This window comes from Streptomyces sp. NPDC033165, assembly GCF_055577965.1.
This window is the reverse complement of the sequence record NZ_JBVIPK010000027.1, coordinates 3336-29792: the sequence shown is the minus strand read 5'-3', so window position 1 is coordinate 29792 and position 26457 is coordinate 3336. Positions and strand designations below refer to the sequence as shown.

At 70.5% G+C, this 26457-nt stretch carries 26 protein-coding genes; 10 read left to right on the top strand and 16 right to left on the bottom strand.

Annotated elements, in window-relative coordinates; all coding sequences use genetic code 11:
• Positions 1 to 401 precede the first annotated feature (401 nt).
• Positions 402 to 1055 carry a DNA-3-methyladenine glycosylase gene (locus ACZ5WC_RS32700; RefSeq protein ID WP_468544225.1) on the bottom strand — a complete coding sequence of 218 codons (654 nt, stop codon included), beginning with the start codon at positions 1053 to 1055 and terminating at the stop codon, positions 402 to 404.
• Between the two features lie 87 nt (positions 1056 to 1142).
• Here ACZ5WC_RS32700 and ACZ5WC_RS32695 point away from each other — a divergent pair, with 87 nt between their 5' ends.
• From ACZ5WC_RS32695 to ACZ5WC_RS32685, 3 genes are all read left to right on the top strand, one after another.
• The gene (locus tag ACZ5WC_RS32695; protein ID WP_096628248.1) at positions 1143 to 1925 is read left to right on the top strand and encodes a sporulation protein; all 783 of its coding nucleotides are present in this window, start codon (positions 1143 to 1145) and stop codon (positions 1923 to 1925) included.
• A gap of 106 nt (positions 1926 to 2031) precedes the next feature.
• A complete protein-coding gene (locus ACZ5WC_RS32690; protein ID WP_468544224.1) occupies positions 2032 to 2568 on the top strand; it encodes a YbhB/YbcL family Raf kinase inhibitor-like protein in 537 nt (178 codons plus the stop codon).
• A 138-nt stretch (positions 2569 to 2706) separates the two neighbouring features.
• Complete coding sequence (locus ACZ5WC_RS32685) at positions 2707 to 3216, top strand: HNH endonuclease (protein ID WP_468544223.1); 510 nt, start codon at positions 2707 to 2709, stop codon at positions 3214 to 3216.
• A 103-nt stretch (positions 3217 to 3319) separates the two neighbouring features.
• Here the strand turns inward: ACZ5WC_RS32685 and ACZ5WC_RS32680 are convergent, their stop codons facing one another.
• The 4 genes from ACZ5WC_RS32680 to ACZ5WC_RS32665 all read right to left on the bottom strand — a co-directional run bounded on the left by ACZ5WC_RS32680 (position 3320) and on the right by ACZ5WC_RS32665 (position 6581).
• The gene (locus tag ACZ5WC_RS32680; protein ID WP_096628255.1) at positions 3320 to 4087 is read right to left on the bottom strand and encodes a sulfite exporter TauE/SafE family protein; all 768 of its coding nucleotides are present in this window, start codon (positions 4085 to 4087) and stop codon (positions 3320 to 3322) included.
• A gap of 83 nt (positions 4088 to 4170) precedes the next feature.
• Entirely contained in the window at positions 4171 to 5136 is a 966-nt protein-coding gene (locus ACZ5WC_RS32675; RefSeq protein ID WP_468544222.1) for an SPFH domain-containing protein, read from the bottom strand.
• Between the two features lie 97 nt (positions 5137 to 5233).
• Positions 5234 to 5662 (bottom strand): NfeD family protein, encoded by a 429-nt coding sequence (locus ACZ5WC_RS32670; protein ID WP_468544221.1) that lies wholly within the window; start codon positions 5660 to 5662, stop codon positions 5234 to 5236.
• A 121-nt stretch (positions 5663 to 5783) separates the two neighbouring features.
• Entirely contained in the window at positions 5784 to 6581 is a 798-nt protein-coding gene (locus ACZ5WC_RS32665; protein ID WP_468544220.1) for an ABC transporter ATP-binding protein, read from the bottom strand.
• Positions 6582 to 6726: 145 nt separating this feature from the next.
• On the opposite strand from ACZ5WC_RS32665, the gene ACZ5WC_RS32660 reads away from it, so the two are divergent.
• Positions 6727 to 7518 carry a hypothetical protein gene (locus ACZ5WC_RS32660; protein ID WP_468544219.1) on the top strand — a complete coding sequence of 264 codons (792 nt, stop codon included), beginning with the start codon at positions 6727 to 6729 and terminating at the stop codon, positions 7516 to 7518.
• Between the two features lie 429 nt (positions 7519 to 7947).
• Here the strand turns inward: ACZ5WC_RS32660 and ACZ5WC_RS32655 are convergent, their stop codons facing one another.
• The 3 genes from ACZ5WC_RS32655 to ACZ5WC_RS32645 form a co-directional block, all read right to left on the bottom strand.
• Complete coding sequence (locus ACZ5WC_RS32655; protein WP_468544218.1) at positions 7948 to 8199, bottom strand: chaplin; 252 nt, start codon at positions 8197 to 8199, stop codon at positions 7948 to 7950.
• Positions 8200 to 8358: 159 nt separating this feature from the next.
• Entirely contained in the window at positions 8359 to 9003 is a 645-nt protein-coding gene (locus ACZ5WC_RS32650) for a response regulator (protein WP_096628233.1), read from the bottom strand.
• Positions 8996 to 10141, bottom strand: a complete 1146-nt coding sequence (locus ACZ5WC_RS32645) for a GAF domain-containing sensor histidine kinase (RefSeq protein WP_468544217.1) — start codon at positions 10139 to 10141, stop codon at positions 8996 to 8998. The genes ACZ5WC_RS32650 and ACZ5WC_RS32645 overlap by 8 nt, the downstream gene beginning before the upstream one ends.
• A gap of 905 nt (positions 10142 to 11046) precedes the next feature.
• Here ACZ5WC_RS32645 and ACZ5WC_RS32640 point away from each other — a divergent pair.
• Positions 11047 to 11814 (top strand): transglycosylase SLT domain-containing protein, encoded by a 768-nt coding sequence (locus ACZ5WC_RS32640; RefSeq protein WP_468544216.1) that lies wholly within the window; start codon positions 11047 to 11049, stop codon positions 11812 to 11814.
• 83 nt (positions 11815 to 11897) lie between these two features.
• Here the strand turns inward: ACZ5WC_RS32640 and ACZ5WC_RS32635 are convergent, their stop codons facing one another.
• Complete coding sequence (locus ACZ5WC_RS32635; RefSeq protein ID WP_468544215.1) at positions 11898 to 14513, bottom strand: ABC transporter ATP-binding protein/permease; 2616 nt, start codon at positions 14511 to 14513, stop codon at positions 11898 to 11900.
• 489 nt (positions 14514 to 15002) lie between these two features.
• On the opposite strand from ACZ5WC_RS32635, the gene serB reads away from it, so the two are divergent.
• The gene (serB, locus tag ACZ5WC_RS32630) at positions 15003 to 16250 is read left to right on the top strand and encodes a phosphoserine phosphatase SerB (RefSeq protein ID WP_468544214.1); all 1248 of its coding nucleotides are present in this window, start codon (positions 15003 to 15005) and stop codon (positions 16248 to 16250) included.
• Positions 16251 to 16378: 128 nt separating this feature from the next.
• Here serB and ACZ5WC_RS32625 read toward each other — a convergent pair whose 3' ends face one another.
• From ACZ5WC_RS32625 to ACZ5WC_RS32610, 4 genes are all read right to left on the bottom strand, one after another.
• Positions 16379 to 16897, bottom strand: coding sequence for a SixA phosphatase family protein (locus ACZ5WC_RS32625; protein WP_468544213.1), 519 nt, complete (start codon positions 16895 to 16897; stop codon positions 16379 to 16381).
• A 102-nt stretch (positions 16898 to 16999) separates the two neighbouring features.
• Positions 17000 to 17206, bottom strand: a complete 207-nt coding sequence (locus ACZ5WC_RS32620; protein ID WP_468544212.1) for a hypothetical protein — start codon at positions 17204 to 17206, stop codon at positions 17000 to 17002.
• A gap of 153 nt (positions 17207 to 17359) precedes the next feature.
• Positions 17360 to 17476, bottom strand: a complete 117-nt coding sequence (locus ACZ5WC_RS32615) for an SGM_5486 family transporter-associated protein (RefSeq protein ID WP_096628221.1) — start codon at positions 17474 to 17476, stop codon at positions 17360 to 17362.
• Between the two features lie 17 nt (positions 17477 to 17493).
• Entirely contained in the window at positions 17494 to 18885 is a 1392-nt protein-coding gene (locus ACZ5WC_RS32610; protein ID WP_468544211.1) for a CynX/NimT family MFS transporter, read from the bottom strand.
• Positions 18886 to 19001: 116 nt separating this feature from the next.
• On the opposite strand from ACZ5WC_RS32610, the gene ACZ5WC_RS32605 reads away from it, so the two are divergent.
• A complete protein-coding gene (locus ACZ5WC_RS32605; protein ID WP_468544210.1) occupies positions 19002 to 19676 on the top strand; it encodes a FadR/GntR family transcriptional regulator in 675 nt (224 codons plus the stop codon).
• A 13-nt stretch (positions 19677 to 19689) separates the two neighbouring features.
• On the opposite strand, the gene ACZ5WC_RS32600 is transcribed toward ACZ5WC_RS32605, so the two are convergent.
• The 3 genes from ACZ5WC_RS32600 to fabG form a co-directional block, all read right to left on the bottom strand.
• Positions 19690 to 20076 (bottom strand): hypothetical protein, encoded by a 387-nt coding sequence (locus ACZ5WC_RS32600; RefSeq protein WP_468544209.1) that lies wholly within the window; start codon positions 20074 to 20076, stop codon positions 19690 to 19692.
• 208 nt (positions 20077 to 20284) lie between these two features.
• On the bottom strand, positions 20285 to 21052 hold the full coding sequence (fabI, locus tag ACZ5WC_RS32595; RefSeq protein WP_468544208.1) for an enoyl-ACP reductase FabI: 768 nt from the start codon (positions 21050 to 21052) through the stop codon (positions 20285 to 20287).
• 5 nt (positions 21053 to 21057) lie between these two features.
• Complete coding sequence (gene fabG / locus ACZ5WC_RS32590) at positions 21058 to 21777, bottom strand: 3-oxoacyl-[acyl-carrier-protein] reductase (protein WP_096628214.1); 720 nt, start codon at positions 21775 to 21777, stop codon at positions 21058 to 21060.
• Positions 21778 to 21993: 216 nt separating this feature from the next.
• Here fabG and ACZ5WC_RS32585 point away from each other — a divergent pair, with 216 nt between their 5' ends.
• The 3 genes from ACZ5WC_RS32585 (at position 21994) to tyrS (ending at position 26318) form a co-directional block, all read left to right on the top strand.
• Positions 21994 to 23517 (top strand): TldD/PmbA family protein, encoded by a 1524-nt coding sequence (locus tag ACZ5WC_RS32585; protein WP_468544207.1) that lies wholly within the window; start codon positions 21994 to 21996, stop codon positions 23515 to 23517.
• 82 nt (positions 23518 to 23599) lie between these two features.
• A complete protein-coding gene (locus ACZ5WC_RS32580; RefSeq protein ID WP_468544206.1) occupies positions 23600 to 24994 on the top strand; it encodes a metallopeptidase TldD-related protein in 1395 nt (464 codons plus the stop codon).
• 52 nt (positions 24995 to 25046) lie between these two features.
• Positions 25047 to 26318 carry a tyrosine--tRNA ligase gene (gene tyrS, locus ACZ5WC_RS32575; RefSeq protein WP_468544205.1) on the top strand — a complete coding sequence of 424 codons (1272 nt, stop codon included), beginning with the start codon at positions 25047 to 25049 and terminating at the stop codon, positions 26316 to 26318.
• The last annotated feature ends 139 nt before the right edge of the window (positions 26319 to 26457 follow it).

Genomic DNA, 26457 nt, shown 5'->3' with positions numbered 1-26457 from the left:
TCCCTTCGTTCTTGCGTTTCCGACTCTATCAGACTCTTTCGTGTCCGATTCCCGGTCGAAGCGGGGTGCTTTCGAGGTTCTTCGCTTTCGCGTTTCCCCTTTCCGGCGGTTCCAACTTTACCAGACTCTTTTTCGTTCCGTTTCCGGTCCGAATTCGATTTCCGGCGGCCTGTGGAGGGCCTTTGCCTTTCGGCGTGTTCACTACGTTAGCCGATTCCCTTGGCAGCTCATAATCGAGCCTGTCGAGCGAATTACGGGCACGCCGAATTCGCACCCGCCAGGGTGAGTCGTAGGTAGTGGTGTGGCCGCTCCGAGTGGCTCGGTCCGGTCCGAGGGACCGTGCCGACAGCTGTACCCGTGTCAAGCGGCTCGGACTACATTAGGCGTCCGCCGAGGGTGCGTCAAGTTGTCCTGCGGCTCGCCCGACGGCGTGGCGTGTGGGCGCGGTACGGGCTCACCGTGGGGTCCCCGTCGATCCAGAAGCGCCAGGGCTGGTGGGCCCCGTCGCCGCCCACGCCCGTGCGGGGGCCGCTGCGTACCAGGGCACGGGGTGGCGGGGTGCCGTGCAGTACGGACAGGGCGGGGGCGGGGCCGTCGAAGAGGTCGCTGCCGTTCAGCTCTCGGTCGACGTCGAGGGCGGTGGCCAGGCGGGCTGGGCCTTTGGCCAGTTCCTTGTCGCTGCGGGCCGAGATGCGCCGCTCGCGGGCGAGGCCGGCGCCGACCTTGACCTCGCCAGCCCGGAGCAGGACCCCGCTCGCCCGGCCTTCCGGGCCGCAGACCAGGTTGAGGCAGTGCCACATCCCGTACGTGAAGTAGACGTACGTGTGACCGGGCGGGCCGAACATCACGCTGTTGCGGGGGGTCCGGCCGCGGAAGGCGTGCGAGCCCGGGTCGACCTCACCGGCGTACGCCTCTACCTCGGTCAGGCGCAGCTCGATCGTGCCCGCCGCGCTGTGCCGGACCAGGGTTCGGCCCAGGAGGTCGGGGGCGACCTCCAGGACGCAGCGGTCGAAGAAGTCGCGCGTGAGGGGTGCGCGGTCGGGGCTCGTGGTCATGGGGTCCGAGGGTACTGGGGTCGCCCGCACGGGAACCGGCTACGGTCGTGGCGCGTATGTAGGGGTCAGGACCTAGAAGGAGTGACTATGGGCTTCAAGCGGCTGCTCGCGAGCATGGGTGCCGGTGGCGCGTCGGTGGAGACCGAGCTCACCGAGGTGAACGTCGTCCCCGGTGGGGTCGTCCAGGGCGAGGTTCGCATTCAGGGCGGATCGGTGCCGCAGCAGATCGAGGGGCTCAATGTCGGGCTCCAGGCGCGGGTCGAGGTCGAGAGCGGGGACCAGGAGACCAAGCAGGACATCGAGTTCACCAAGCTTCAGCTCGGCGGGGCCTTCGAGGTCCAGGCGGGCGCGGTGCATGTGGTGCCGTTCGGCCTGGAGATTCCCTGGGAGACGCCGGTCACGATGTTCGGCGGCCAGCAGCTGCGCGGAATGAACATCGGGGTGACCACCGAGCTGGAGATCGCCCGCGCGCTGGACTCCGGTGACCTGGACCCGATCAACGTGCACCCGCTGCCGGCGCAGGAGGCCATCCTCAACGCCTTCGGCCAGCTGGGCTTCGGCTTCCGCAGCGCGGACATGGAGCGGGGTCACATCCGCGGTACGCGTCAGCGGCTGCCGTTCTACCAGGAGATCGAGTTCGTTCCGCCGACGCAGTACCGCGGGCTGAACCAGGTGGAGCTGACGTTCGTCGCCGACGACCGCGAGATGGACGTCGTCCTGGAGATGGACAAGAAGCCGGGGCTGTTCAGCCAGGGCAGCGACTCCTACCGGGCGTTCCAGGTGGGGCTGCACGACTACCACCGGACGGACTGGGCGGCGTACCTCAACCAGTGGCTGGCCCAGGTCGGCGGTCAGCGCAACTGGCTCTAGGGCGACAGGCCCTAGGGTCGGGTGGGGAAACCTGCCGAAGACCTGCGCGGCGGGCGGCTGGGGAGCCGCTCTCCGGCAGACGAGCCGATCAGGAGAGGTACGAGACGTGACCGAGCCGAAGAGGGCCCCGCTGCCGCACGATTTCCATCCGGAGGTTCCGGCGTTCACGTTGGTGAGCGACGATCTCGCGCCGGGGGCCGTGCTGGGCGACGCTCAGGTGCTTGCGGCCGGGAACACTTCGCCGCAGCTGCGGTGGGACGGGTTCCCGGAGGGCACCAAGAGCTTCGCCGTGACGTGTTTCGACCCGGACGCGCCGACGGGGAGCGGATTCTGGCACTGGGTGCTCTTCGACATCCCGGCGTCGGTGACCGAGTTGCCGGCCGGTGCGGGCAGCGGGGCGTTCGCGGGGCTGCCGGAGGGGGCCGTGCAGGCCCGTAACGACTACGGGTCGAAGGACTTCGGCGGTGCCGCGCCGCCGGCCGGGGAGAACCACCGCTATGTGTTCACCGTGTACGCGGTGGACACCGAGAAGCTCGGGGTCGACAGTGACGCGTCGCCCGCCGTGGTCGGGTTCAACCTCCGGTTCCACACGCTGGGGCGTGCTCAGCTGATCGGTGAGTACGAGGCTCCTGTCGGCGATTAGTTCGTTTGCTGTTTGCCCTGCTCTGGTCTTGGAGAGACCAGAGCAGGGCATTTTTTATTGCGTTGTCCATCGCGGCCTGCCCAGCCAGAGTTGATCCGGGCCTGCCAGGGGGCGGGCGGCACACGGGAGGTGGGCAGGATGCGTGACACGCTGGTTCTCAATGCGAGCTTCGAGCCGCTGTCGACAGTGACGCTCAACCGTGCGGTGGTCCTGATCCTGACGGACAAGGCCGTCGTCGAGCAGTCGCATCCCGAGCTCCGTATGCGTGGTGCCGCCGTGGACATCCCGGCGCCCCGGGTGATCAGGCTCTGCCGGTATGTACGGGTGCCGTTCCGAAGACAGGCCCCGTGGTCCAGGAGGGGCGTGCTCGTACGGGACCAGTACCGGTGCGCGTACTGCGGGCGGCGGGCGTCCACCGTCGACCATGTGGTGCCGCGTGCCCAGGGCGGGCAGGACACCTGGCTGAACACGGTGGCCTCCTGCGCCGAGGACAACCACCGCAAGGCGGCCCGGACGCCGCAGCAGGCGGGGATGCCGCTGCTGAAGCAGCCGTTCGTCCCCTCCCCCGCCGAGGCGATGCTGCTGGCGATGGGCGCAGGTGACCGGGCGGCACTTCCCGAGTGGCTGGACGGAGCAGCGGTGGCGTAGCGCACGGAGGTCGCGCGCGGCTGCGTGGGGCCGTGGCGTACTCGACGTACGCCGTGTGTGGTTGGTGTGGGCCCGTCCCTGTGAGGGGGCGGGCCCACGTATGTCAGCGGAGCAGCAGCTGGACGATGGCCACCGTGCCGACGGCGACGATGAGGGCGCGCAGGACGGTGGGGCTGAGGCGGCGGCCGACCTTGGCGCCTATCTGGCCGCCGATGGCCGAGCCGACGGCGATCAGGAGGACGGCCGTCCAGTCGAAGTGTGCGACGAAGAGGAAGAACAGCGCGGCGATGCTGTTGACGACGGCGGCCAGGACGTTCTTCACGGCGTTGAGGCGCTGCATGGTGTCGTCGAGCAGCATGCCCATCAGGGAGAGGTAGATGATCCCCTGGGCGGCGGTGAAGTAGCCGCCGTAGACGCTGGCGAGCATCAGTCCGACGAAGAGGAGCGGGCCGCCGTCGGGGCGAGCGGTGGTGCCGGTGTGTTCGCGGCTGCGCTGTACGGCTTTGCTGATGCGGGGTTGCAGGATCACCAGGACCAGGGCGAGCGCGACCAGGACCGGGACGATCGTCTCGAAGGCCGTCGAGGGCAGGGCGAGCAGGAGGGTCGCCCCGGTGAGGCCGCCGACGGCCGCGCCGACGCTCAGTTTGAGGACGCGTCGGCGTTGCCCGGCCAGTTCCTTGCGGTAGCCGATGGCTCCGCTGATGGAGCCGGGGATGAGGCCGAGTGCGTTGGACACGGTCGCGGTGACCGGCGGGAGGCCGGTGGCGAGCAGGACGGGGAAGGTGATCAGGGTGCCCGAGCCAACGATCGTGTTGATCGTGCCCGCACCGACTCCGGCCGCGAAGACCGCGAGTATTTCCCAGATGGACAAGGCCATCTCCTTCGATGGTCAGTGACGCCTCCCCGCCATAAAGGTCGAGGGGCCTCACTGATCATGCACGAAGGCGTTGGGTGTCAGTGGACCGGGGGGTCTTCGCGTCGTTCCACCGCGGGGGCACCGGAGTTGCCGCCGTTGCCGTTGCCGCCGGTGTTGAAGCCGGGCATGCCGCCTCCGAGGTTCCCGAAGGCTCCGCTGAGGCCCTTGAGGGCGTCGCCGATCTCGCTGGGCACGATCCAGAGCTTGTTGGCGTCGCCCTCGGCGATCTTCGGAAGCATCTGGAGGTACTGGTACGAGAGCAGCTTCTGGTCCGGGTCTCCGGCGTGGATGGACTCGAACACCGTCCGGATGGCCTGGGCTTCACCCTCGGCGCGCAGGGCTGCGGCCTTGGCCTCACCTTCGGCGCGCAGGATCGCGGACTGCTTCTCGCCTTCGGCGGTGAGGATCTGGGACTGCCGGATGCCCTCGGCGGTGAGGATCGCGGCGCGCTTGTCGCGGTCGGCGCGCATCTGCTTCTCCATCGAGTCCTGGATGGAGGTCGGCGGCTCGATCGCCTTGAGCTCGACGCGGTTGACGCGGATGCCCCACTTGCCGGTCGCCTCGTCGAGGACGCCGCGCAGGGCGGCGTTGATCTCCTCGCGGGAGGTGAGGGTGCGCTCCAGGTCCATGCCGCCGATGATGTTGCGGAGGGTGGTGACGGTGAGCTGCTCGATCGCCTGGATGTAGCTGGCGACTTCGTAGGTGGCGGCTCGTGCGTCGGTCACCTGGTAGTAGATGACGGTGTCGATGTTGACGACCAGGTTGTCCTGGGTGATCACCGGCTGCGGCGGGAAGGGCACGACCTGTTCACGGAGGTCGATCCGGTTGCGGATCGAGTCGATGAACGGGACGACGATGTTCAGGCCCGCGTTCAGGGTGCGGGTGTAGCGGCCGAAGCGCTCCACGATGGCGGCACTGGCCTGGGGGATGACCTGGATCGTCTTGATCAGGGCGATGAAGACGAGCACCACCAGAATGATCAGGACGATGATGATCGGTTGCATCGTGTCTCTCGTGTCCTTCGGTTGATCAACATGATCGACTTCGAGTCTCGCAGAACTCGGTCCGCCTCGTGGGCCGTTCGGTCACATGGCAGCTCGGTCACATGACGACGGCCGTCGCTCCGTCGATGTCGACGACATCGACCTGACTGCCGGGTTCGAAGACCTGTCCGTCGTCGAGCGAGCGGGCCGACCAGACCTCACCGGCGAGCTTGATGCGGCCGCCGGAGCCGGATACCCGTTCCAGCACGACTGCCTGACGCCCCTTCAGGGCGTCGATACCGCTGGCCTGACCGGCCTGTCCGGCCCGGTGTCTCGCGGCGATCGGGCGCACGACGGCGATCAGTGCGACCGACACCACGACGAAGACCAGCACTTGGGCGACGACCGCACCCCCGAGGGCGGCGATGACCGATGAGGCCAACGCTCCGACGGCGAACATGCCGAATTCGGGCATCGCGGTCAGGACGAGGGGAATACCCAGTCCCACCGCGCCGATCAGCCACCACACCCATGCGTCGATGTCCACCTGGTCATCGTAGGACTGTCGGACCGTCACCGACAGGGCGCACGGGTGGCCAACTGCGGTGAGACGGTGGCCGGGTGGGCTGGGCAAGGTGGGTGAAGCGGGTTACGGGGTGATCAGGTACTCAGGTCAGGGGGAGGCCGTGGGCGGTGTAGCGGTCGCCGGTGTGCTCGACGACGAGCGGCAGGCCGAAGCAGCGCGAGAGGTTGCGGGAGCTGAGCTCGGTCTCCATCGGACCCGCCGCGAGGATCTTGCCCTGGCGGATCATCAGGACGTGGGTGAACCCGGGTGCGATCTCCTCGACATGGTGGGTCACCATGATCATGGAGGGCGCGAACGGGTCGCGGGCGAGGCGGCCGAGGCGGCGGACGAGGTCCTCGCGGCCGCCGAGGTCGAGTCCGGCGGCGGGCTCGTCGAGGAGCAGCAGCTCGGGGTCGGTCATCATGGCGCGGGCGATGAGCGTGCGCTTGCGCTCTCCTTCGGAGAGCGTGCCGAACTTGCGGTCCAGGTACTCGGTCATGCCGAGGCGGTCCAGGAAGGCGCGGGCGCGCTCCTCGTCGACGGCCTCGTAGTTCTCGTGCCAGGTGGCGGTCATGCCGTACGCGGCGGTGAGGACCGTCTGCAGCACGGTCTGGCGCTTGGGCAGCTTGTCGGCCATCGCGATGCCCGCCATGCCGATCCGGGGGCGCAGCTCGAAGACGTCGGTGCCGACGCCGCCCAGCTGCTCACCGAGGACGGTGGCCGTTCCCCTGCTGGGGAAGAGGTAGCTGGACGCGAGGTTGAGGAGGGTCGTCTTGCCGGCCCCGTTGGGGCCCAGGATGACCCAGCGCTCCCCCTCCTTGACCGACCAGGAGACGTCGTCCACCAGAGCGCGTCCGTCGCGGACCACGGATACGTCCACCAGCTCCAGTACATCGCTCATGAGCGCGTTGTCTCCCCATGCAGTCTCGTCGATCGTCGCGTGCCGGTGGGCACGGCTCCCAGGGAAAACCTACGCCACCGCGCGAGCGGTCCGGGCGTGAGGTCCGTACCCCGTGCATCGGCCGGGCGTTCCCTAGGCTGTCGCCATGCTTGTCGAACCACGTTCAGGGTTGTTGGCCGCCTGGGGAAACGCGCTTCTCGCGGGACTTGTCTCGCCGGACGAAGCGGCCCTCGCGATTGTCGGGGAGGACGCGGTGCACCGCGTCGAGGGGCTGCCGGGTGAGGCGGGGCCGGTCGGGCTCACGCTGGCGCTCGGCCGGTTGCGGGGGCTGGGGGCGTCCGGTTTCCGGGTGGCACTGCCGGTGCCGGGGCATCCGCTGGGGCTGAGCGGTCCGCCCGACTTCAACGCGCGTGCGCTGGAGGCGGAGGAGGCGGTGGTCGCGTACGGGGTGCCGTACGGGCTGGTGCCGGAGGTGAGCGAAGTGGGTCCGGAGGGGGATCTGCACGTCGAGGTGGTGTGGCGGGTGCTGCCGGTACGGGAGGCGCCGCCGGCGGATGTCCCGTCGCTGGGCGAGGCGGAGCGGGAGCTGGCCGAGGCGTTGCGGGATGCGACGGCGGTGCTCTCCCGGCTGGACGTGGCCGGGTCCGGGCCGGTTGCGGAGGCGGCGGTGGACGCGTACCGGGCGCGAACGGAGCGGGGGCGGGTGCGCGATGTGCTGGCGCCCGGGTATCCGCCGCGGGCGGCGCGGGTGCTGGAGATGGCGCAGCGGGTGGGGCTGCTGGTCTCGGTGGCGTACGAGAACGGGCACGGCGGTGCGGTGAGCGCGTCGGAGATCGCGGCGCGGGGGGAGGCGTTGCGGCCGGTGGAGCGGGTGGCTCGGCGGGCTCAGGTGGCGGCGTACAACGCGTATGTGGAGGGCGGGGAGGTTCGGCGGTAGGCCCGCGGGCGTTTGCCCTCTGCGCCCTCTGTCCTCGTACGCCGGACGGGCTGGGGGCGCGGTTGGGCTGGGGCGCGGTTGGGCTGGCCGCCCGTTGCGCTCGGGGGCCGAGTGCGGGGCTCCGTCCTCAAACGCCGGACGGGCTGGGGTGGGTGGCCCGGGCGGGACGGGATAGGGCCCAGGGCGGGGGTGCCGGTGGGCGGGCGGGCCCCGGAGCCAGGGCTCCGTCCTCAAACGCCGGACGGCCTGGAAGGGGGAGCCGGACCAGTTGGGGTGGGGTCGCCGGACGGGCTGGAGTGAGGTGGCAGACCTGTTGCACCAGGTGGAGCGGGCCCGGGACAGTGGGGGTGGGGCGCGGGGGCGGTACGGCGAAAGCCGGACGGGCCCTTGGGGATGGAAGGGTGTCCGGCTTTCGGGGTGGAGCTTGGGTCAGTGGTTCAGGCCGAGGTTGCCGAAGGCCGGGTTGAGCAGGCCGACCACGTTGACGGTGTTGCCGACCGCGTTGACCGGGATGGCGACCGGGACCTGGGCCAGGTTGCCGCTGGCGACACCCGGGGAGTGGGTGGCCAGGCCGTGGGCGTCGGCGCCGCTGTGGCCCGTGGCGGAGGCAGCACCGGCACCGGCGGCGATGAGCCCGCCGGCGATCATCGTGACGGCAGCGGCCTTCTTCAGGTTCTTCACTTCAGGTTCCTCCTAGAGAGGCTGCGGCAAGCCGCCGCAGCACGCCCTGGAGAACGCCTTGCAGCCCGGAAGGATGCGCCGTACGGGTGACATACACCCGACAGTATGAATCTCGGTCCGGTGGGGAACCCTGTCGGACCGTCGGCCGCCCGGCACGCCTCAGCCCGCGGCTCCGTGGCGTACCGCCCACAGCGCGGCCTGGGTCCGGTCCGCCAGATCGAGCTTCATCAGGATGTTCGAGACGTGGGTCTTGACCGTCTTCTCGGAGAGGACGAGAGCACGGGCGATCTCACGGTTCGAACGTCCGTCCGCAATGAGGCTGAGGACTTCGCGTTCCCGTTCGGTCAGGGTGCTCCCCCGGCCCGTCCCGGTGCCCGTGTTGTCGTCGGCGAGGAGCGCGCCGGCGACCTCCGGCTGGAGAAGGACGTGCCCCGCGTGGACCGAGCGGATCGCCCCGGCCAGTGCGTCCGGGTCGACGTCCTTGTAGACGTAACCGGAGGCTCCGGCGCGCAGTGCGGGGACCACCGTGCGCTGTTCGGTGAAGCTCGTGACGATGAGGACCTTGGCCGGGTTGTCGAGCTCGCGCAGCCGACGCAGGGCCTCGATGCCGTCGGTGCCCGGCATCTTGATGTCCATCAGGACCACGTCGGGACGGAGCTCCTCGGTCCGGGCGACTCCCTCCGCGCCGTCGGACGCCTCGCCGACGACCTCTATGTCGTCCTGGATCTCCAGGAACGTACGCAGACCACGGCGGACCACCTGGTGGTCATCGACCAGCAGCACCCTGATGATCTTGTCAGCCACCGGGGACCTCCATCTCGATCGTGGCGCCCTTGCCGGGCTCCGAGGCAACGGTGAGTCGGCCGCCGACGCTGCTCGCCCGGTGGCGCATGGAGACGAGGCCGAGGTGGCGGCCGGCCCGCCGGACAGCGGTGGGGTCAAAGCCCCGGCCGTCGTCGGTGACGCGCAGGACGGTCGCGGGGCCGTGCCGGGCCAGGGTGACGCTCACGCGTTCCGCGCCGGAGTGGCGCAGGGCGTTGTGCAGGGCCTCCTGGGCGACCCGGAGCAGCGCTTCCTCCTGGGCGGCGGGCAGCGCGCGCACCCCGCGGCTCTCGAAGGCGACCTCGGCGGTGTGCGCCCGGTCCAGGACCTGGATCTGGGTGCGGAGCGTGGCGATGAGCCCGTCCTCGTCGAGCGCGGCGGGGCGCAGCTCCACGACGGCGGCCCGTAGCTCGTCGACCGCTTCGGCGGCGAGGGCGGCGACCTGCTGGAGCTCGCCCTTGGCGCGGGCCGGGTCGCGGTCGACGAGGGCGGTGGCGGCCTGGGCGGTGAGGCGGAGCGAGAACAGCTTCTGGCTGACCGCGTCGTGCAGCTCGTGGGCGAGGCGAGAGCGCTCCTCGGCAATGGTCAGCTCACGGCTGCGCTCGTAGAGGCGGGCGTTGGTCAGGGCGATGGCCGCGTGCTGGGCGAGGGTCGAGAGGAGTTCCTCGTCCTCGGCGGTGAATCCGCAGCCGCCGTCGGGCCTGGGGCACTGCTTGTTGGCGAGGAACAGGGCGCCGATGATCTCGTCGCCGTCCATGATGGGCAGGCCGAGGAAGTCGGACATGTCGGGGTGGGCGTCGGGCCAGCCCTCGAAGCGGGGGTCCTCGCGGACGTCGGCCAGGCGTTCGGGCTTCGCCTGGTGCAGCATCGCGGCGAGGATGCCGTGCTGCCGGGGCAGGGGGCCGATGGCCTTCCACTGCTCGTCGCTGACCCCGTCGACCACGAACTGGGCGAAGCCCCCGTGGTCGTCCGGGACGCCGAGGGCCGCGTACTGGGCGTCCAGCAGCTCGCGGGCGGAGGCGACGATCGTCTTGAGGACGTCGCCCACTTCGAGGTGCCGGCTCATGGCGAGCAGCGCGGCACTCACCGCGGCGAGGCCCGACGGTGGGCGATGACTCATGGGATCACCGTACCGGCGGGGGCCGCGCGGCCGTATCGGGCGGGGGACGGTGGCGGACGGGCGGGAGGCCTAGGGCCCGGGCCACCGGTCTCCTCGGGCGAAGGTCCTAGGACTTGAGGACCCCATGGGCCGGGGCTGCCCGGGGCCTGTCTACGTGCCGGGTACGGGTACGGGTGCAGCTCGCGGGCGAGGCGCGGCGGGCAGCGCGCTTCCTACGGTGAAGCCGCCGGGGTCCTCCCGGCGGACGCCGAGGAGCGAACGGAGGGGACCGTCACGATGCCGGCGGCGGTGATCACGGGCGGTTCGAAGGGGCTGGGGCACACGCCGGCCGGGGCGCCGGCGGCGCGGAAGCTGGGGTACCGAACGCCCACAGGGCTGAGCGCCGGATCTGGTGGCGACGCCGCAGAGGGGGGCGGGGGGGACGGGTGGTGGACGGGCGGGCAGGCCGACGGCCCTGGCACCTGCTGACGCCGGAGGCGGTGACCGGGCGCGCGGCGCTGCGCCGCACGTACGGGGCGGCACTCCGGGAGCGGCGCCTCTGGCACGAGTTCGGGGACGTCCATCCCGTCCCACCGAATGAGGAACGTAACGCTCCGGATTGCTTCAGCAACGAGTGGTGAGACTGTTACCCCGCCGATGTGAGCCCGGGCATAGGGCCCACGTCACTTACGAACGTCCCTAGTTGACACATAAAGGCGTTTTAAGGCCAGCGCGAGCGGGGGTTATTTCGGGCGAACGGGACCCCCTCCCCGCACCCGCTCCACTACCTGCCTTCGTACGTCACACCTTTGCCACAGCATTTTGCGGCCGCTAAGAATTGCCCTCGTCCCCGACGGAGGTACGCGCCACCACCTCCGGTCTCGTCCTCCGTGAGGACACCTGAGCATTCGAAGAGGTATCCCTGCATGTCCGCGAACCGCATTCCCAGTCGTCTTCGTCGTCTGAACAAGGTCCAGAAGATCTCCGTGGCCGGTGTGTCGGCCCTGGGCGTCGCCGCCCTGACCTTCTCGCTCGTCCCGTCGAACGCCGAGGCCGAGATTGCTCCGCAGGCAGCAGCCGCCGCTGCGCCCGTGGCTCTCACCGCCGCCGCAGGATCCGCACAGGCCAAGACCGTGCAGAACAGCATGATCGAGCAGCACTCCACCGCTGAGCAGCTGGTGAAGGCCGCCGACGCCGCCAAGGCGAAGGCCGCCGCCAAGACCAAGGCCGCCGCTGCGAAGGCCAAGGCCGCGTCCGAGGCGAAGGCCAAGGCCGCTGCCGCCGCCAAGGCCAAGGCCGCCCAGGCCAAGGCCGACGCGAAGAAGCGCGAGTCCGAGGCCGCCAGCCGCTCCACCGCGCGCAAGCCCGTCTACGCCAACAACCTCGACGGCTGGATCCGCGAGGCCATGGCGATCATGAAGAAGGAAGGCATCCCGGGCTCCTACGACGGGATCCACCGCAACATCATGCGGGAGTCCAGCGGTAACCGCTGGGCCATCAACAACTGGGACATCAACGCCCGCAACGGCGTCCCCTCCAAGGGCCTGCTCCAGGTGATCCAGCCCACCTTCGACCGCTACCACGTGGCGGGCACCAAGAAGGACCTGTACGACCCGGTCGCCAACATCGTCGCCGCCTGCAACTACGCGGCCGACCGCTACGGCTCCATGGACAACGTGAACGGCGCGTACTGATCCCAGCAGTACTCGGGCCGCAGTACACATGCCGGAGGGCGGCACCCCGCGGGGTGCCGCCCTCCGGCATGTCGCGACCGGTACTACTTGCGCATGACCTCGGGCTCGTGGCGGCGCAGGAGGCGCGCCACCGCGATGCCGCAGATCACGCCGAGCGCGAGCAGGACGGTGATGTTGATGCCCCACTGGCTCGCGGTGTGCTCCCACAGCGGGTCGAGATCGGTGGGGTTCTTCGGGTCCCACGGCGGCATCAGGTGCGCCAGGTCCAGGGTGGTGCCGGCCGCGGCCATCGCCCAGCGGGACGGCATCAGCCAGGCGAACTGCTCCAGGCCAGGCGATCCGTACACCTGGAAGAGCACGCCGGTGAAGACGACCTGGACGATCGCGAACATGACCAGCAGCGGCATGGTCTTCTCGGCGGTCTTCACCAGCGAGGAGATGACCAGGCCGAACATCATCGAGGTGAAGCCCAGCACGATGATCGAGAGGCAGATCTCGACGGCCGGGGGCATGATCAGGCCCTCCGCCGGCAGATCGCGGGTGGCGAAGCCGATGCCGCAGATGATCACGCCCTGGAAGGCGGTGATCACGCCGAGGACGATCACCTTGGACATCAGGTACGCGGATCGGGACAGGCCGGTGGCCCGTTCCCGTTCGTAGATGACCCGTTCCTTGATCAGCTCTCGTACGGAGTTGGCGGCGCCGGAGAAGCACATGCCGACCGCGAGGATCAGCATGATCGTTCCGGCCTTGCCGTTGAACCGGGACGGCGGGTCGGGCTCGGCGAGACCGAACTCCGCCGGGATGACCACGCTGACCACGCCCAGCACGGCGGGCAGGATCAGCATCAGACCCATGAAGCCCTTGTCGGACGCGATGACGGAGGAGTACCTCCGGATCAGCGTCCACAGCTGAGCCATCCAGCCCTGCGGCTTCGGCGGGCGCATCTGCTGCGGGGGCGGCATGTTGACCGGCTGGGCCGCGACCGCGTCGATGTCGGCGGCGTACATCTGGTAGTGCTGCGAACCGCGCCAGCGGCCCGCCCAGTCGTAGTCGCGGTAGTTCTCGAAGGCGGAGAAGACGTCGGCCCAGGTGGTGTAGCCGAAGAAGTTCAGTGCTTCCTCCGGCGGACCGAAGTAGGCGACGGAACCGCCGGGCGCCATCACGAGGAGCTTGTCGCAGATCGCCAGCTCGGCGACCGAGTGCGTGACCACCAGTACCGTGCGGCCGTCGTCGGCGAGGCCGCGCAGCAGCTGCATGACGTCGCGGTCCATGCCCGGGTCGAGGCCGGAGGTCGGCTCGTCCAGGAAGATCAGCGAGGGCTTGGTGAGCAGCTCCAGGGCGACCGAGACTCGCTTGCGCTGGCCGCCGGAGAGCGAGGTGATCTTCTTGTCCTTGTGGATGTCGAGCTTGAGCTCGGCGAGGACCTCGGTGATCCGGGACTGGCGCTCGGCCTCGGTGGTGTCCGCGGGGAAGCGGAGCTTGGCCGCGTACTTGAGGGCCTTGGTGACGGTCAGTTCCTTGTGCAGGATGTCGTCCTGCGGGACCAGACCGATGCGCTGGCGCAGCTCGGCGAACTGCTTGTACAGGTTCCGGTTGTCGTAGAGGACGTCACCCTGGTTGGCGGGCCGGTAGCCGGTGAGCGCCTTGAGCAGGGTGGACTTTCCGGAGCCGGAGGGGCCGATGACCGCGATCAGCGACTTCTCCGGGACGCCGAAGGAGACGTCCTTGAGGATCTGCTTCCCGCCGTCGACCGTCACCGTGAGGTGGCGGGCGGAGAAGGAGACCTCACCGGTGTCGACGAACTCTTCCAGCCGGTCCCCGACCAGCCGGAACGTCGAGTGACCGACGCCGACGATGTCGTTCGGGCCGATGAGCGCCGAGCCGGACTTCTGGAGCGGCAGACCGTTGACGTACGTGCCGTTGTGCGAGCCGAGGTCGCGGATCTCGAAGCGGCCGTCGGGCGTCGCGTGGAACTCGGCGTGGTTGCGGGAGACCTGGAGGTCGGAGACGACCAGCTCGTTCTCCAGCGCACGACCGATGCGCATGACCCGGCCGAGGGCCAGCTGGTGGAACGTGGTCGGGCTGCGGTCACCGTAGACCGGCGGCGCGCCCGCGGCGGCGCCCTGTCCCGGTCCGCCCGGATGCGCCGGGTTCTGCTGGTGCGGCACCTGCTGGTGCTGGGCCTGGTGGGCCGGGGGCTGCTGGTGCGGCACCTGCTGCTGAGGCGCCTGCGGCTGCTGCCAGGCCTGCTGCTGGGGCGGGGCCTGGTGGGCCGGAGCCTGGTGGGCCGGGGGCTGCTGGTGTCCGGGCCAGCCCGCGCCGCCGCCCTGGGGCTGCTGGTGCGGAGCCTGCTGGGCGCCGGCCCCCTGGCCGCCGCCGACACCCGCGCCCGCGGCGGCCGTGAGGCTCACCCGGGGGCCGTCGGTGGCGTTGCCCAGGTGCAGCACGGAGCCGGGGCCGATTTCCACCTGTTGAATCCGCTGGCCCTGCATATAGGTGCCGTTGGTGCTGCCGTGGTCCTCGATGGACCAACTGCGGCCGTTCCAGCTGATCGTGGCGTGCCGCCACGACACCCTGGCGTCGTCGATCGTCAGGTCGCCCTGCGGATCACGTCCGAGGGTGTACGGCCTGGACGGATCGAGCGTCCAGGTGCTGCCATTCAATTCCAGTACGAGTTCCGGCACTCCGCGCCCCACTAGTTGTCCCCCGTGTTACCCCCGTCGCAGGGAGTCTAGGGATGCTGAACATCGTGGGGAACTATTCCAGGGTCGGCCCCCGATCCGAAAGTCGGGAGGGTGAAGACCGCGCGGAGAGCTGCTCAGAGGCTCCGGCCCCGGCAGGAAAACCACCCCGGAACGGGAGAAGAACGAATGAAGGTGCTCTTACCGCCTGGTGAAGCTTCAGTGATTTCATAACGGGCTATACGGGACACCCGGAGCGGCCGAGCGCAAGACTTGTACCGGCCAGATCTGCGGGGTCCGCGCGTCCCCGGGCGCGTATCCCTGTGTCCCCGGGCGCGAATCCCCAGCCCTTGGGCGCGGATCTCCGTGTTCCCGGGCACGGATCCCCGTGTTTTTGGGCGCGGATCGCTCCCGACTGCCGCACGCGGAGCCTCACGGTTTTCCGTCCGGCACTCGGGACGGGCAGTCGGGGCGGGCGGCCGGACCGATACGGTGGGAACCACCATGAGCGCATCTCAGCCACCTCAGTCACCCGCGTCGCCTCAGCCCCTCCCGGGCAGCGACGCACCCACCCTGCTGGTCAAGATCTTCGGCAAGGACCGGCCCGGGATCACCGCCGGGCTCTTCGACACCCTCGCCGCGTACGCGGTCGACGTCGTGGACATCGAGCAGGTCGTCACCCGTGGCCGCATCGTGCTGTGCGCCCTGGTCACCGCGCCCGCCGCGGGCGGGACGACCGAGGGCGACCTGCGGGCGACCGTGCACAGCTGGGCCGACTCCCTGAAGCTCCAGGCCGAGATCATCTCGGGCATCGGCGACAACCGCCCCCGCGGGGACGGCCGTTCCCATGTGACCGTGCTGGGGCACCCGCTCACCGCCGAGTCGACCGCCGCCATAGCGGCCACCATCACCTCGACCGGCGGGAACATCGACCGTATCTTCCGGCTGGCGAAGTACCCGGTCACCGCCGTCGAGTTCGCGGTGTCGGGGACCGGGACCGAGGAGCTGCGGACCGCGCTGGCGACCGAGGCCGCGGAGATCGGTGTGGACGTCGCGGTGGTCTCGGCCGGGCTGAGCCGCCGGGCCCAGCGCCTGGTGGTCATGGACGTCGACTCCACGCTGATCCAGGACGAGGTGATCGAGCTCTTCGCGGCGCACGCGGGCTGCGAGGACAAGGTCGCCGAGGTGACCGAGCAGGCGATGCGCGGCGAGCTGGACTTCGAGCAGTCGCTGCACGCCCGGGTCGCGCTGCTGGCGGGCCTGGACGTCTCGGTGGTGGACAAGGTCCGCGCCGAGGTACGGCTCACCCCCGGCGCCCGCACCCTGATCCGTACGCTGAAGCGGCTCGGGTACCAAGTGGGCGTCGTCTCCGGAGGGTTCACCCAGGTCACGGATGACCTGAAGGAACGACTCGGCCTCGACTTCGCCTCGGCCAACACCCTGGAGGTGGTGGACGGCAAGCTCACCGGGCGGGTCGTCGGCGATGTCGTGGACCGGGCGGGCAAAGCCCGGCTGCTGCGCAGCTTCGCCGAGCAGGCGGGGGTTCCGCTGGCGCAGACGGTGGCCATCGGGGACGGGGCGAACGACCTCGACATGCTGAACACCGCCGGGCTCGGCGTGGCGTTCAACGCCAAGCCGGTGGTCCGAGAGGCGGCGCACACCGCGGTGAACGTGCCGTTCCTGGACACCGTGCTCTATCTGCTCGGCATCACCCGCGAAGAGGTCGAGGCGGCGGACGGCCTCGTCGACTGACACCCGCGGGTCTGCGGGCTCCACGGGCGTGCGGGCTCACCGGCTCAGGCATGCAGGCTTACGGGAAGAGGCCCCGGCACCGAGAAGGTGCCGGGGCCCTGTGCGCGGTCGTGACCGGTGCGTGCTGTTCAGTCGTTCGGCGTCCAGTACTCCGTGAGCTTGCCCGCCCCGTGCTCCACGCTCTTCCAGGAGCCGGGGAACTCCACCACGGCGTAGGCCGCCGTCGGGAATCCGTCCCGGGTCATCCTGGCCAGGGTGTCACCCTCGGCCGATCCGGAGAGGGCGTCGGCGGCTCCGTGCATCCCGGGGTTGTGGCCGATGACCAGCAGGTTGCGGACGTCGTCCGGGGTCTCGTTGAACAGGGCGATCAGGTCGCCGAGGGAGGCCTCGTACAGCCTCTCCTCGTAGACGGTCCGGGGGCGCTGGGCGAATTCATGGACCGCCAGCTTCCAGGTCTCCCGCGTCCTGACGGCGCTGGAGCAGAGGGCCAGATCGAAATCGATGCCGGAGTCGGCGAGCCTGCGGCCGGCCACGGGCGCGTCCTTGCGGCCGCGCTCGGCCAGCGGACGCTCATGATCGGAAGCCTGTGACCATTCCGCCTTGGCATGCCGGAGAAGGACGATCCTGCGAGGTGTCTCGACGCTCATACACCTCAGCTTCGCATGAAATGCGGCCTGTGGCGCAGGGTGTTGACGTGCTCGTCCGGGGAGTTGACGCGCTGGTCCGGGGGTCCGGGGGGTGCCTTTGCCTCAGCGGGCGAGCAAGTGGAACGTGTGCTCGATCAGCCGTCCGACCGCAGGATCGCTCGTGGCGGCGTGGGCCTGCCCGGGGTTGATGATCATCAGAAGGAGAGCGGCGAACGCGACGGCGGGCAGGGCCACGGCCCACCAGGGCAGCCGGACCTCGACGCCGTCCGCGGCGGGCCGGGGGGACCTTGGGTGCGTCGGTGTCGCCATGTCCGCCTCCGTGGGGCTTCGGGTCGTCGGTCGTTACCGAAGAACCTACGGTTCGGAGGCAGCCGGTCCCATCCGGTGACCCACCCACTTCCCCCTGACCCTGGCCCCCTAGGGGATGCTGGGGCCAGCCCCACCCCCGGGGACCGAGGGACGTCAGGGGGAGGCGATCGCGGCGATCACACCGATGACCACGGTCACGAGAATCATCGCCCCGAACACGAGGAGAAGCTTCTTCTGGCCGTTCTGAGGATTCGGATCGAGCACTGGCATGGGGCCAGTCTCGCATCTCAGCACTCGTCCTCGATCGTCCGGTCCCGGCCGGCCAGGATTCCGGCCACCATCTGGGGAATCATCAGGCCCGCCATCAGGGCGATCGGCAGCCCCCAGCCGCCGCTGTGCTGGTAGAGCACGCCAACGAGCAGCGGGCCCGGAATCGAGAGCAGATAGCCGGTGGACTGGGCGAAGGCGGACAGCCGGACCACGCCCGCGCCGGTCCGCGCCCGCATGCCGATCATCGTGAGGGCCAGCGGGAAGGCGCAGTTGGCCACGCCGAGGAGCAGCGCCCAGGCCCAGGCCCCGGCGGCCGGGGCGAGGTAGAGGCCCCCGTAACCGATCAGGCCGCACAGGCCGAGGACAACGACGATGGGGCCCTGCTGCTTGAGCCGGGAGGCGACGCGGGGGATGACGAAGGCGAGCGGGACGCCCATCGCCATGGTGACCGCGAGCAGGACGCCCGCCGTGCCCGCGGAGACCCCGGCGTCGCGGAAGATCTGCGGCATCCAGCCCATGGTGATGTACGCGGCGGTGGCCTGGAGCCCGAAGAAGAAGGCGAGGCCCCAGGCGGTCCGGCTGCGGGCGATCCGAAGCGGGGGCGCTTCGGCGGGACCGATGCCGGATGCCCCGGTGGGGACGGTGGCGGGCTGGTCGGCGCGGCGGATGCCGGACGCCCCCGCCGGACGGTCCCCGGCCGCCCCGGGTGCCCCCGCCGGACGGCTTCCGGGCTGGTCGGGGGCGGGGGTGCGGTCGCGCACGAGGACGATCCAGGGCAGGACCGCGAGGGCGGCGAGCACGGCCCAGATCGCCAGGCCGGACTGCCAGTTGCCGCCGAGTGCGCCGGTGAGCGGGACGGTGACGGCGGCGGCCAGGGCGGTGCCGAGGGCCAGGGCCATGGAGTACAGGCCGGTCATGGTGCCGACGCGGTCGGGGAACCAGCGCTTGACGATCACCGGCATCAGGATGTTGCTGACGGCGATGCCCATGAGGGCCAGCGCGCTGGCGGCCAGGAATCCGGCGGTGGAGCCGGCGTACGGGCGGATCACCAGACCGGCCGCGATGGCCGCCATGCCCGCGCAGACGACGGTGCCCGCGCCGAAGCGGCGGGCGAGGCGCGGTGCCATGACCCCGAAGACCGCGAAGCAGAGCGGCGGCACGGAGGTGAGGACACCGGCCACGCTGCCGCTCATGTGCAGCCCCTCGCGGACCTCTTCGAGGAGGGCGCCGAGGCTGGTGATCGCGGGGCGGAGGTTCAGGGCGGCCAGGACGAGTCCCACGGCGATCAGGCGCAGCAGCCAGGGCGCGGGGGCCTCGCCCGTACCGGGGAGCCGCGGGGCGCGGGGGTCGTGGGGTGTGCGTGCGGCGGGGCCGCGGTTCAGGGTCGGGGTCTGTGTCTCGTCCGGCATGGAGTCATCATAGAATCATGGGATGATTGATTGTCCAATCCCGCCGATCCTCCGGGTCCCTCGGCTCCCCTGAGAGAATTCGGCCCGGACCTGACAGCTCACGAGCAAGGAGCACCATGGCGCTCACGTCTCCACGGCGTTCGGCACTCTCCGACCAGGTGATCGCCCAGTTGCGGAACCAGATCACCTCGGGCGAGTGGCCGGTCGGCTCGCGGATCCCGACCGAGCCCGAGCTGGTCGAGCAGCTGGGGGTGGCTCGCAACACCGTGCGCGAGGCCGTACGGGCCCTCGCGCACAACGGGCTGCTCGACATCCGGCAGGGGTCGGGCACCTATGTGATCGCCACGAGCGAGCTGGCCGGGGTGATGCACCGCCGCTTCGCGGCCGCCGACCCCCGTCACATCGCGGAGCTCCGCTCGACGCTTGAGTCGTCGGCGGCCCGGCTGGCGGCCGCCCGGCGCACCGAGCGGGATCTGCGGCAGCTGGACACGCTGATGGCGCGGCGCGAGGAGGCCTGGGCCTCGGGCGACGCGGAGGCGTTCGTGGCGGCCGACGCGACGCTGCACCTGGCGGTCGTCGCCGCCTCGCACAACGACGTACTGACGGAGCTCTACGCCGACCTGGGGGATCTGCTGCGCGACTATCTGCGCGGCGACGTGGGTCCTGAGCTGCGGCCGGAGAACCACATGGACCACGCCCGGCTGGTCGAGGCGATCCGGGCCGGGGACGCGGAGACGGCGGCGGCCGAGGCGGCGGGCCACGCGCTGAACTGCCTCGCGGACCGGGTGTAGCCCGCCCGGGCCCTCACAGCGGGGCCGGGCGGTGGCTGACCCAGGCCGCCGCGACCTCCTTCCAGCAGCGGTCCTCCAGCCGTACGGTCCGACCGGGCTCCACCGCGACCGCCGCGCCGTCCGCGTCCACGTCCCACCAGCGCTCGCACTCGGCGTGCAGCTGCACCAGGTCGGTGGACGGGTAGGGGTTGTGGCAGTACGCGACGACCCGGGAGCCCTCGATGGACGTACGGCACTCGGAGCCTGCCGGTTCGGGTTTCGGGGGCGCCTCTCCCGTACCGGAGTCGGCCGTACCGGAGTCGGCGCCGCGGGCGGCGTGGACTCCCAGCGGTACGGCGAGGGCCGCGACCGCGACCGATGCGGCCAGCAGGAGACGGGTTCGGCGACGCGTGGGGCGCACAACGGTCTCCCTCCCGCAGCCTGACAAGAAGTCCGGTTCCTCCACATTCTGCGGTGGATCGGTCGGCTTTTCGACCTGAGCGGCGGCGGGGCCACGCACCGTAACGGCCTCCGGCCGCGTACCGCCCGGGAAAGCCGGGGAGGGTACGCGGCCGGAGGCCGAGGACCGGGGTTCCGTACGGGCTGGGTGACCAGCGGTTCCGTACGGGTCAGGCGCCCATCATGTGCACGCCGCTGTCGACGTGGATGATCTCGCCCGTCGTGCGCGGGAAGAAGTCGGAGAGCAGGGCGACGATGCTGCGGCCGGCCGGCTCCGGGTCGTTCATGTCCCAGGCCAGCGGAGCGCGGGTGTTCCAGACGTCGGCCAGCTCGGAGAAGCCCGGGATGGACTTGGCGGCCATGGAACCGATCGGTCCGGCGGAGATCAGGTTGCAGCGCAGCCCGTCCTTGCCCAGGTCACGGGCGAGGTAGCGGGAGGTGGCCTCCAGGGCGGCCTTGGCCGGGCCCATCCAGTCGTACTGCGGCCAGGCGTACTGGGCGTCGAAGGTGAGGCCGACGATCGAGCCGCCCTCGCTCATCAGCGGCTTGCAGGCCATGGCCAGCGACTTCAGCGAGAACGCCGAGACGTGCATCGCGGTGGCGACCGACTCGAACGGCGTGTTGAGGAAGTTGCCGCCGAGCGCGTCCTGCGGCGCGAAGCCGATGGAGTGGACGACGCCGTCCAGGGAGCCGAGCTCCTCGCGCACCAGACCGGCCAGCCGGTCCAGGTGCTCCTGGTTGGTGACGTCCAGCTCGATGACCTTGGCCGGCTTCGGCAGCTTCTTGGCGATGCGCTCGGTCAGGGTGGGGCGGGGGAAGGCCGTGAGGATGACCTCGGCACCCTGCTCCTGGGCCACCTTCGCGGCGTGGAACGCGATGGACGACTCCATCAGCACCCCGGTGATCAGGATGCGCTTGCCGTCGAGAATTCCGCTCATGGTGATCAGTGACCCATGCCCAATCCGCCGTCAACGGGAATGACGGCTCCAGTGATGTACGACGCGTCGTCGGAGGCGAGGAAGCGCACCGCGGCGGCGATCTCCTCGGGCTGCGCGTAGCGGCCGAGCGGCACCTGGGACACGATGCCCTTGCGCTGCTCCTCGGTGAGCGCCTGGGTCATGTCGGTGTCGACAAAACCGGGGGCGACGACGTTGAAGGTGATGTTCCGCGAACCGAGTTCACGGGCCAGCGACCGGGCGAAGCCGACGAGCCCGGCCTTGGAGGCGGCGTAGTTGGCCTGACCGGCCGAGCCGAGGAGGCCGACGACGGAGGAGATGAGGACGACGCGGCCCTTCTTGGCGCGCAGCATCGCACGGTTGGCGCGCTTGACGACGCGGAAGGTGCCGGTGAGGTTGGTGTCGAGGACGGAGGTGAAGTCCTCCTCCGACATCCGCATCAGCAACTGGTCCTTGGTGATACCGGCGTTGGCGACCAGCACTTCCACGGGACCGTGCTTGTCCTCGATCTCCTTGTAGGCCTGCTCCACCTGTTCGGCGTCGGTGATGTCGCAGCGGACCGCGAGGACACCGGCCTCGGTGAGGGCTTGTGGAGGCTCTCCGGAGCGGTAGGTGATCGCGACCTGGTCGCCGTTGTCGGCGAAGGCGCGGGCGATGGCGAGGCCGATGCCCCGGTTTCCTCCGGTGACGAGAACCGAGCGGCTCAACGGATCACCCTTTCCTTGGCGGTCTGGTACGTCGAAAACCTATCGGTACCGTGTGCCGATCGGGGAATCGGGCCCCGACAGTGGCTTGTCCGGGGGGCTGTGGGGTTCCTACAGTCCGCACTGTTGCGTGCTGGGACCACGCAGTCGCGATATCCCCCGGTGCGGTCACCCTCCGGCATGGTTCACTGCCGTGGTGTATCGAGAAGGGAACTCCCTGTGCCCCACGAGGTAGATCAGTCATTCCTGGCCCTCCCGTCGCGCGCCCTCGCCGATGCGGCGCTCGCCCGGGCGCGGGCGCTCGGCGCCACCCATGCCGACTTCCGCCTGGAGCGGGTGCGCAGCGCCTCCTGGCGGCTGCGGGACGCCCGGCCGGCCGGCGCGTCGGACAGCACGGATCTCGGGTACGCGGTGCGGGTGGTGCACGGCGGGGCCTGGGGGTTCGCCTCGGGCGTCGACCTGACGATGGACGCGGCCGCGAAGGTGGCCTCGCAGGCCGTGGCGATGGCCAAGCTGTCGGCGAAGGTGATCGCCGCCGCGGGCTCCGACGAGCGCGTGGAACTGGCTGACGAGCCGGTGCACGGCGAGCGGACCTGGGTCTCCGCGTACGACGTCGACCCCTTCTCCGTACCGGACGAGGAGAAGGCGGCGCTGCTCGCGGAGTGGAGTGGGCGGCTGCTGGGCGCAAAGGGCGTCGCGCATGCGGACGCGTCCCTGATGACCGTGCACGAGAACAAGTTCTACGCGGACACGGCGGGCACCGTCACCACGCAGCAACGGGTGCGCATCCACCCGCAGTTCACCGCCGTCGCGGTGGACGGCACGACCGGTGAGTTCGACTCGATGCGGACCATCGCCCCGCCGGCCGGGCGCGGCTGGGAGTATCTGACCGGCACCGGCTGGGACTGGAACGCCGAGCTGGAGCAGATCCCCGGGCTGCTGGCCGAGAAGATGCGCGCACCGAGCGTCGAGGCGGGCGACTACGACCTGGTCGTCGACCCGTCGAACCTCTGGCTGACCATCCACGAGTCGATCGGCCACGCCACCGAACTGGACCGGGCGCTGGGGTACGAGGCGGCGTACGCCGGGACCTCGTTCGCCACCTTCGACCAGCTGGGCAAGCTGGCGTACGGCTCCCCCGTGATGAACGTGACGGGCGACCGCACGGCCGAGCACGGGCTCGCGACCATCGGCTACGACGACGAGGGCGTCGAGGCGCAGTCCTGGGACCTGGTCAAGGACGGCACCCTGGTCGGCTACCAACTGGACCGCCGGATCGCGAAGCTCACCGGGCTCGGCCGCTCCAACGGCTGCGCGTACGCGGACTCGCCGGGCCATGTCCCCGTACAGCGCATGGCGAACGTGTCGCTCCAGCCGGACCCGGGCGGGCTGTCCACGGAGGACCTGATCGGCGGGGTGGAGCGCGGGATCTACGTGGTCGGCGACCGGTCCTGGTCGATCGACATGCAGCGCTACAACTTCCAGTTCACCGGGCAGCGGTTCTTCCGGATCGAGAACGGCCGCCTCGCCGGGCAGCTGCGCGATGTGGCGTACCAGGCGACGACCACGGACTTCTGGGGCTCGATGGAGAAGGTCGGCGGCCCCCAGACATACGTCCTGGGCGGCGCGTTCAACTGCGGCAAGGCCCAGCCGGGCCAGGTCGCGGCGGTCTCGCACGGCTGCCCCTCCGCCCTCTTCCGGGGCGTCAGCATCCTCAACACGACGCAGGAGGCCGGACGATGAGCGGCGACCACGGAACCGGCTGGGGGTCCGGGGGTCGTCCCCCGGGTCAGCACAGTCCCAACACGACGCAGGAGGCCGGACGATGAGCCGCGTCAGCAAGCCCTACGAGATCGTCGAGCGGGCCCTTGAGCTGTCCACCACGGACGGCCTGGTGGTCATCGCCGACGAGCACTCCTCCGCCAATCTGCGCTGGGCGGGCAACGCACTCACCACGAACGGGGTGACCCGGGGGCGCACCCTGACCGTCATCGCGACCGTCGACGGGGCCGAGGGCACGGCGTCCGGTGTCGTCTCCCGGTCCGCCGTGACCGCCGACGACCTGGAGCCGCTGGTACGGGCCGCCGAGGCCGCCGCGCGGGGTGCGGGTCCGGCGGAGGACGCGCAGCCGCTGGTCAGCGGGGTGCCCGCCTCCCCCGACTTCACGGACGCGCCCGCCGAGACCGGCTCGGAGGTCTTCGCGGACTTCGCCCCGGCGCTCGGCGACGCCTTCGCCCGGGCCCGCTCGGGCGGCCGCGAGCTGTACGGGTTCGCGAACCATGAGCTGACCTCCACCTACGTCGGTACGTCGACGGGGCTGCGGCTGCGCCACGACCAGCCGAACGGGACGCTGGAGCTGAACGCGAAGTCGCCGGACCGGGCGCGTTCCGCGTGGGCGGGCCGGGCGACCCGGGACTTCAAGGACGTCGATCCGGCGGCGATGGACGCGGAGCTGGCGCAGCGGCTGCGCTGGGCGGAGCGGCGCATCGACCTGCCCGCCGGGCGGTACGAGACGCTGCTGCCGCCGACGGCCGTCGCGGACCTGCTGATCTACCAGCTGTGGTCCTCGACCGCGCGGGACGCGGTGGAGGGCCGGACGGTGTTCTCCACGCCGGGCGGCGGTACGCGGCTGGGCGAGACGCTCGCCCCGCTCCCCCTCACCCTGCGCAGCGACCCGTACGCGCCGGGCCTGGAATCGGCCCCCTTCGTGATCGCCCACTCCTCCGGCGACAGCGGTTCCGTCTTCGACAACGGGCTGCCGCTGGCCCCGACGGAGTGGGTGCGGGAAGGGAAGCTGGAGCGGCTCACGACGACCCGGCACACGGCGGGCCTCACCGGGCTGCCGGTCAACCCGGCCATCGACAACCTGGTGCTGGAGGGGGGCGGTGAGCGGTCGCTGGAGGAGATGGTGGCCGCGACGACCGGGCGGGCGCTGCTGCTGACCTGTCTCTGGTACATCCGCGAGGTGGACCCCGCGACACTGCTGCTCACCGGGCTGACCCGGGACGGCGTCTATCTGGTGGAGGACGGCGAGGTGGTCGGCGAGGTGAACAACTTCCGGTTCAACGAGTCGCCGGTGGACCTGCTGTCGCGGGCGTCGGAGGCGGGGCGTACGGAGAGGACGCTGCCGCGCGAGTGGGGCGACTGGTTCACCCGGGCCGCGATGCCCGCGCTGCGCATCCCGGACTTCAACATGAGCTCGGTCAGCCCGGGCGTGTGACCCGCCTAGACTGGCCCCTGGATTTCTACCCTTCGTAAGGAGCACCGGAACCGTGACGGACATCGTCGACGAGCTGAAGTGGCGCGGGCTGTTCGCCCAGTCCACTGACGAGGACGCATTGCGCAAGGCTCTCGCGGACGGTCCCGTCACCTTCTATTGCGGCTTCGACCCGACCGCGGCGAGTCTCCACGTGGGGCACCTGGTGCAGGTGCTCACCATGCGGCGGCTCCAGCAGGCCGGGCTGAAGCCCCTCGCGCTGGTCGGCGGGGCCACGGGGCAGATCGGTGACCCGCGGCCCACCGCCGAGCGCACGCTGAACGACCCGGAGACCATCGCCGCCTGGGTGCAGCGGCTGCGGGGGCAGATCGAGCCCTTCCTCACCTTCGAGGGCCCGAACGCGGCGACGATGGTCAACAACCTGGACTGGACCGCGGGCATGTCCGCGATCGAGTTCCTGCGGGACATCGGGAAGCACTTCCGGGTCAACAAGATGCTCACCAAGGACTCGGTCGCCCGGCGGCTGGAGTCGCAGGAGGGCATCAGCTACACCGAGTTCAGCTACCAGCTGCTCCAGGGCATGGACTTCCTGGAGCTGTACCGCCGGTACGGCTGCACCCTCCAGCAGGGCGGCAGCGACCAGTGGGGCAACCTCACCGCGGGCATCGACCTGATCCACCGGCTTGAGCCGGGCGCCACCGTGCACGCGCTGGCGACGCCGCTGATGACGAAGGCGGACGGGACGAAGTTCGGCAAGTCCGAGAGCGGCGCGGTCTGGCTCGACCCGGAGATGACCACTCCGTACGCGTTCTACCAGTTCTGGCTGAACGTGGACGACCGGGACGTCTCGCGCTACCTGCGCATCCTCAGCTTCAAGAGCCGTGCGGAGCTGGAGGAGCTGGAGCAGCTGACCGAGGATCGGCCGCAGGCCCGCTCGGCGCAGCGCGCGCTGGCCGAGGAGCTGACGACGCTGGTGCACGGCGGTGCGCAGTGCGCGGCCGTGATCGCGGCGTCGAAGGCGCTGTTCGGGCAGGGCGACCTGGCCGAGCTGGACGAGGCGACGCTGAGCGCGGCCCTGTCCGAGGTGCCGCACGCCAAGGTCCCCGAGCTGGGCCCGCTGGTGGATCTCCTGGTGGAGGTCGGTCTCGCGCCGAGCAAGTCGGGGGCCCGCCGGACGGTCAAGGAGGGCGGTGCCTACGTGAACAATGTGAAGGTCGCCGACGGCGAGGTCGCGCCGGACGCCGGGGAGCTGCTGCACGGACGCTGGCTGGTGCTGCGCCGGGGCAAGAAGAACCTGGCGGCGGTGGAGGTCCGACCGGCGGGCTGACCCTCCGGGCACCATGCACACAGCGCCGGGGGGGGGGGGGGGGGTGGGGGGGTTGGGGGGGGGGGGGGGGGGGGGGGGGGGGGGTTGGTGGGGGCGGTCTTCCCCCCTTCCCGCCGAGGTGCTCAGTGGCTCAGTACGT